This is a genomic window from Micromonospora echinofusca (genome assembly GCF_017614955.1).
Taxonomy (GTDB): domain Bacteria; phylum Actinomycetota; class Actinomycetes; order Mycobacteriales; family Micromonosporaceae; genus Micromonospora; species Micromonospora echinofusca_A.
Genome location: NZ_WVUH01000453.1, coordinates 1 through 4,740, shown reverse-complemented (window position 1 = coordinate 4,740; position 4,740 = coordinate 1). Strand labels below are relative to the sequence as shown.

Below are 4,740 nucleotides of genomic sequence, written 5' to 3'. Positions count from 1 at the left end.
GTTCCGGGCGGCAGCGGCCCGTTCGGCCACCACGTCGGGCAGGACGGTGGGGGCCACCTCGGGGCGGGTGAAGGCGCCCGAGCCGGCGAATGCCGCGAACCCGAGGCAGCAACTCAGGCTGGTGGCCAGGGTGAGCCGCGCCGGCCGGGAGGCCACGACGGGGCGGACCCGCCCGAGAAACGTCCCGGAGCGGGCGGGCTCCCGGCGGTGCCGCCCCCGTGGCTGAACGGGGGAGGTCGTGTCGCCCGAACGGTCAGTGGTTGGGCTGTCGGTCGAGGGCTGGGGTGAAGTCTCGTTGCCGCGCACCTGCCGAGGCTAGGCACGCCGCGCCGACATGCCACCGGTCAGCTTGGTGGCATGCGTCACAATTTACCCGGATCTGGGTCGGTAAACAGCCCGGATCGGGGAGGGATGGTCTCGACCTCGCAATATTCCTATTTCGGAATTTCCCGATTTGGCAGGCGAAGCAGCCCGTCCCACCCCGGGGCGGTGACGTGCTGCCGGCATCCACCTTTCGGTGGACGGCACCGACCGGAAAGGGTGACCGGCGGTCCGCCCGCCACCCGGCCCCACCCGGTCCGCCGCCATACCCGGTCCCTGCCGGTCCCGGTCGGGTTCGGCGCGACTCCGGTGGCCCGGTGCGGTCCGCAGCGGCGCGGTTCAGCGGCTCCGTGGTTCGGCGGTGGTCACCGTCAACCGGTGCCGGCTGCTGTCCCCGCTGGAGAACGGCCACAGCCGGTCCGCGTACGCCACCAACTCGGTGAGCTGCTGCCGGCTCAACCCCGCCGACGAGATGCTGGCGTGCACATCCGCCCGGTACCGCCCGTCGTCGTCCCGGCCCAGCCGGGCCTCGGCGCGTACCTGCACGGTGTGCGCCTCGTCGGTGATGTCACTGGCCGCCTCCACCGCCGCGTGGTGCAGGCACGAGGCGAACGCCGCCGCGAGCAGCTGCTCCGGGGTCAGCCCCGTGCAGTGCGGAGCCAGCGGCGAGGCCAGCGCCGTGGACAGGACACCGTCGTCGGTACGCACATGGCCACCCTCCGCCGTCGCGGTGGCCTCGTTCAGCCACGAACTGGGATCCGGCATCGCGTTCCTCCCGTCACTCACCGCAACGGCTACCCGGTCGGCCACCGCCGAAACCGTGCCTCAGCGGGGTACGGCGCCGGTGGTGGCCAGGATGACCGAGGTGACCAGATCCGGGTCGTCGTGCATCGGCAGGTGCCCGCAGCCGGTCAACGCCACGTGCCGCGCCTCCGGGAGACGCTGCCGGGCCACCGTCGCCTGCCGGTAGGGCAGGATCCGGTCCCTGGTCCCCCAGGCCACCGTCACCGGCACCGTCGGCGTACCGGTGAAGGCGTACCCCCGTCCGGCACGCGCCACCGCGCGGAACGCCCGCGCCCTCGCCAGGGCACGGGCGTCGGCCAGCGCCAGTTCGCCGGTGAGCCGCCCCGGGCGGGCCAGCAGCATGCCGAAGGACAGGTACCGCAGCGCGGTCACCGAGAGGACCGGACGCAGGACCGGTACGGGCAGCCGGGCGACCACCCGGTGCGCGCCGAGCACGCCGAGCGCCCAGCGCAACTGCCCGGGGGTGCAGAACCCGGCGGGGGAGAGCGCGGTGGCCGAGGCCACCCGGCCGGCGGCGGCCAGCTCCAGCGCGATCGCCCCGCCGAGACTGTTGCCGGCGACGTGCGGGCGGTCCAGTCCGAGCGCGGTGCAGACGTCGACGACGGCGGCGACCACCGCCGGCATGTCCCGGGGCAGTCCGCTGGCCGGTACCGGGGACTCCCCGAAACCCGGCAGGTCGATGGCGACCACGTCGTGGGCGTCGGCGAGCCGGTCCAGCACCGGCAGCCAGGCCCGCCAGTGGTGGCCGATGCCGTGCAGCAGCACCAGCGGAGGGCCGCTGCCGCGCCGCTCGTAGACCACCTGCACCGCCGCGCTCACCCCGGGTCTCCGGCACCACCTGCGGCACGCCCCGCCCGGTGGTCGGTCCCCGGCGGAGGGTCCGGTAGCGCGGTGGTCCGGCCGAACCCCCGACCCAGGTTGCGGACCTGTTCCTCCATGAGCGGGACGGAGGTGCGGGCCTGCCGGCCGATCGCGCGGTCGGCCAGCGGGCCGACCAGCAGGGACCGTACCGCGGCGACCGCCCCCACCATCCGGGGCACGTACACCCGGCGCTGGCGGCGTTCGATGGCCCGGACGAACGCGGCGGCGCAGGCCTCGACGGAGACGGTCCGGGCCATCGGCCCGGGCAGCCGGTCCAGCGACTCGGCGAACGCCGGCAGGTCCTCCTTCGCGTCCCGCACCAGGTCCGTGTCGATCCAGGACGGGTGGGCGGTGCCCACCGCCACCCCCCGGTGGGCCAGTTCCAACCGGATCGCGTTGCCGAAGTGTTCCACCCCGGCCTTCGACGCGCAGTACGCGGCCATGCCGGGCAGCGCCGCGTACGCCGCCGCCGAGGAGACGATCAGCAGGTAGCCCCGCCGTTCGATCAACGCTTCGGCGGTGGCTGCGGCGGTCCGCATCACCCCGATCAGGTTCACCTCGACGGTCCGTACCATCGCCTCGATGTCGCCGATGGCGATGGTGCCCCGGTTGGCCACCCCGGCGTTGGCGACCACCACGTCGATCCCGCCGAACCGCGCCACGGTCTGCGCCACCGCCGCCCCCAGGGCGGCCTGGTCGGTGACGTCGGCGGCGAACCAGGCATGTTCCGGGCCGAGGTCGGTGGCGAGCGCGGCGAGCCGGTCCGGCTCCAGGCCGACCAGACTGACCCGGGCGCCCCGCCGGGCGGCCAGTCGGGCGGTGTGCTCGCCGATGCCCCGGGCCGCGCCGGTGACCAGGACGACCCTGCCGGACAGTGACCGGTCCACTCAGTGCTCCTCGCTGCTCGTCGTCGCTTCGGGTCGCCCGGCCCCGGCCCCGATCCCGGCCCCGGAGACCGGCAGGGGCTCCGGCCCGGGGACCGGGCGGTACGCCTCCGGGTCGAACCGCCGGGTACGCAGCCAGTACGACCAGGTGTAGCCGGGCCAGAGGGTCGAGTTGCGGCCGGTGGCGTCGAGGTACCAGCTCCGGCAGCCGCCACGTGACCAGACCGTCCCGGCCATCCGGCGGTCCACCCGGGCGGCGAACGCGTCCTGCGCCTGCGGGGTCGGCTCGATCGCCCGGATGCCGCTACGGCCGAGGTGGCGCAGCATGCCCAGCAGGTAGGTGATCTGGCATTCGATCATGAAGACGACCGAGGTGTGCCCGAGCCCGGTGTTCGGCCCGAGCAGCAGGAACAGGTTCGGGAAACCGGTGACCCCGGTGCCCTGGTACGCCCGCATGCTGCCGGACCAGGTCTCGGCCAGGGTGCGCCCGTGCCGCCCGGTGATCCGCCCGGCGATCGGTACGTCGGTGACGTGGAAGCCGGTACCGAAGATGATCGTGTCGACCCGGCGGACCGTACCGTCGGTGGCGACCACCCCGTCGGGCGTGACCCGCTCCACGCCACCCGCGACGACCTCGACGTTGTCCCTGGTCAACGCCGGGTAGTAGTCGTTGGAGAGCAGCACCCGCTTGCAACCCATCCGGTAGCCGGGGGTCAACCGCCTCCGCAGTACCGGGTCGGTCACCGACCGGCGCAGGTGCCGGCGGGCCACCTGCTCGGCGGCCCGCATCAGGGCCGGACGCAGGAACGCGGTGGCGGCGACCTCCCGTCCCCAGTAGACGCCCGCCCGGGCCAGCCGGCGGGCGGCCGGTACCCGCTGGAACAGGCGCCGTTCGCCCGCGCTGATCGGCCGGTCCGCCCGGGGCATCACCCACGGCGCGGTCCGCTGGAACAGGTGCAACCGGCCGACCACCGGGGCGATCTCCGGGACGAACTGGACGGCCGACGCACCCGTGCCGACCACGGCCACCGTCCGGCCGGTCAGGTCCAGGTCGTGCCGCCAGCGCGCGGAGTGGAACACCTCGCCGGTGAAGTCGGCCAGTCCGGGCAGCGCCGGTACGGCCGGTTCGGAGAGCGGCCCACCGGCCGCGACCAGCACCTCGGCCCGGTAGCCGCCGTGCGAGGTGTCGATCAGCCAGCTCGTCGACCCGCTGTCCCAGCGGGCGGCCAGCACCTCGTGGCCGAGCCGCAGGTGCGGCCGGACACCGAAGGAGTCGACGCAGCGGCGCAGGTAGGCCCAGATCTCCGGCTGGGCGGAGAAGCTGCGCGTCCAGTCCGGGTTGGGGGCGAACGACAGCGAGTACATGTGGGACGGGACGTCACAGGCGCAGCCGGGGTAGCTGTTGTCCCGCCAGGTGCCGCCGACCTCGTCGCCCCGGTCGAAGACCACGAAGTCGTGCTCACCGTGCTGGCGCAGCCGGATGGCCGTGCCGATCCCGCCGAAGCCGGCGCCGATCACGGCGATCCGGACCCGTCGTCGCCCGTCCGAGACCATGTCCGGGAAGTTACCACCGGGTAACGGTCGGCGGAAGTGCCGACCGGGCAGGAGTACCGTCACGACCCATCGCCCAGCCGCCACCACCGGGCCGGGCCGCCGGCCAGCCAGTGTGGACCCTCGGCACCGTGTACCAGCGCGCCGACGGCGAGCGCGGCGGCGTGCACCGTGTCGACGGCGGCCACGGTCACCGACCGCCACGGGGCCGACGGCGGCAGCCCGGTCCGGGGATCGAGCACGCCGGAGCGGCCGGGGACGTACACCCGGGCGGTGGCCAGCCCGCCGCCGGCCAGCCCGTCGACCGGGTCCCCGACCC

5 protein-coding genes are annotated in these 4,740 nt (G+C 74.6%); all 5 read right to left on the bottom strand.

Translation table 11 applies throughout. The features are described 5' to 3' along the window. Positions 1 to 660: 660 nt before the first annotated feature. A complete protein-coding gene (locus GSF22_RS30705; RefSeq protein WP_208817409.1) occupies positions 661 to 1,086 on the bottom strand; it encodes an OsmC family protein in 426 nt (141 codons plus the stop codon). A gap of 60 nt (positions 1,087 to 1,146) precedes the next feature. Continuing rightward, positions 1,147 to 1,944: an alpha/beta fold hydrolase gene (locus tag GSF22_RS30700; RefSeq protein WP_208817408.1), complete on the bottom strand. Its 798-nt coding sequence runs from the start codon at positions 1,942 to 1,944 to the stop codon at positions 1,147 to 1,149. Further along, on the bottom strand, positions 1,941 to 2,873 hold the full coding sequence (locus tag GSF22_RS30695) for an SDR family oxidoreductase (RefSeq protein WP_208817407.1): 933 nt from the start codon (positions 2,871 to 2,873) through the stop codon (positions 1,941 to 1,943). Before GSF22_RS30695 ends, GSF22_RS30700 begins: the two co-directional genes overlap by 4 nt. Next, the gene (locus tag GSF22_RS30690; protein WP_208817406.1) at positions 2,874 to 4,424 is read right to left on the bottom strand and encodes a flavin-containing monooxygenase; all 1,551 of its coding nucleotides are present in this window, start codon (positions 4,422 to 4,424) and stop codon (positions 2,874 to 2,876) included. Positions 4,425 to 4,483: 59 nt separating this feature from the next. Further along, a partial coding sequence (locus GSF22_RS30685) for an FAD:protein FMN transferase (protein ID WP_208817405.1) occupies positions 4,484 to 4,740 on the bottom strand: 257 nt, incomplete at its 5' end.

What these genes read in the sequence shown, in the direction of transcription:
- GSF22_RS30705 (WP_208817409.1), bottom strand. Translation starts at nt 1,086, where the DNA reads ATGCCGGATCCCAGTTCGTGGCTGAACGAGGCCACCGCGACGGCGGAG.
- GSF22_RS30690 (WP_208817406.1), bottom strand. Translation starts at nt 4,424, where the DNA reads ATGGTCTCGGACGGGCGACGACGGGTCCGGATCGCCGTGATCGGCGCC.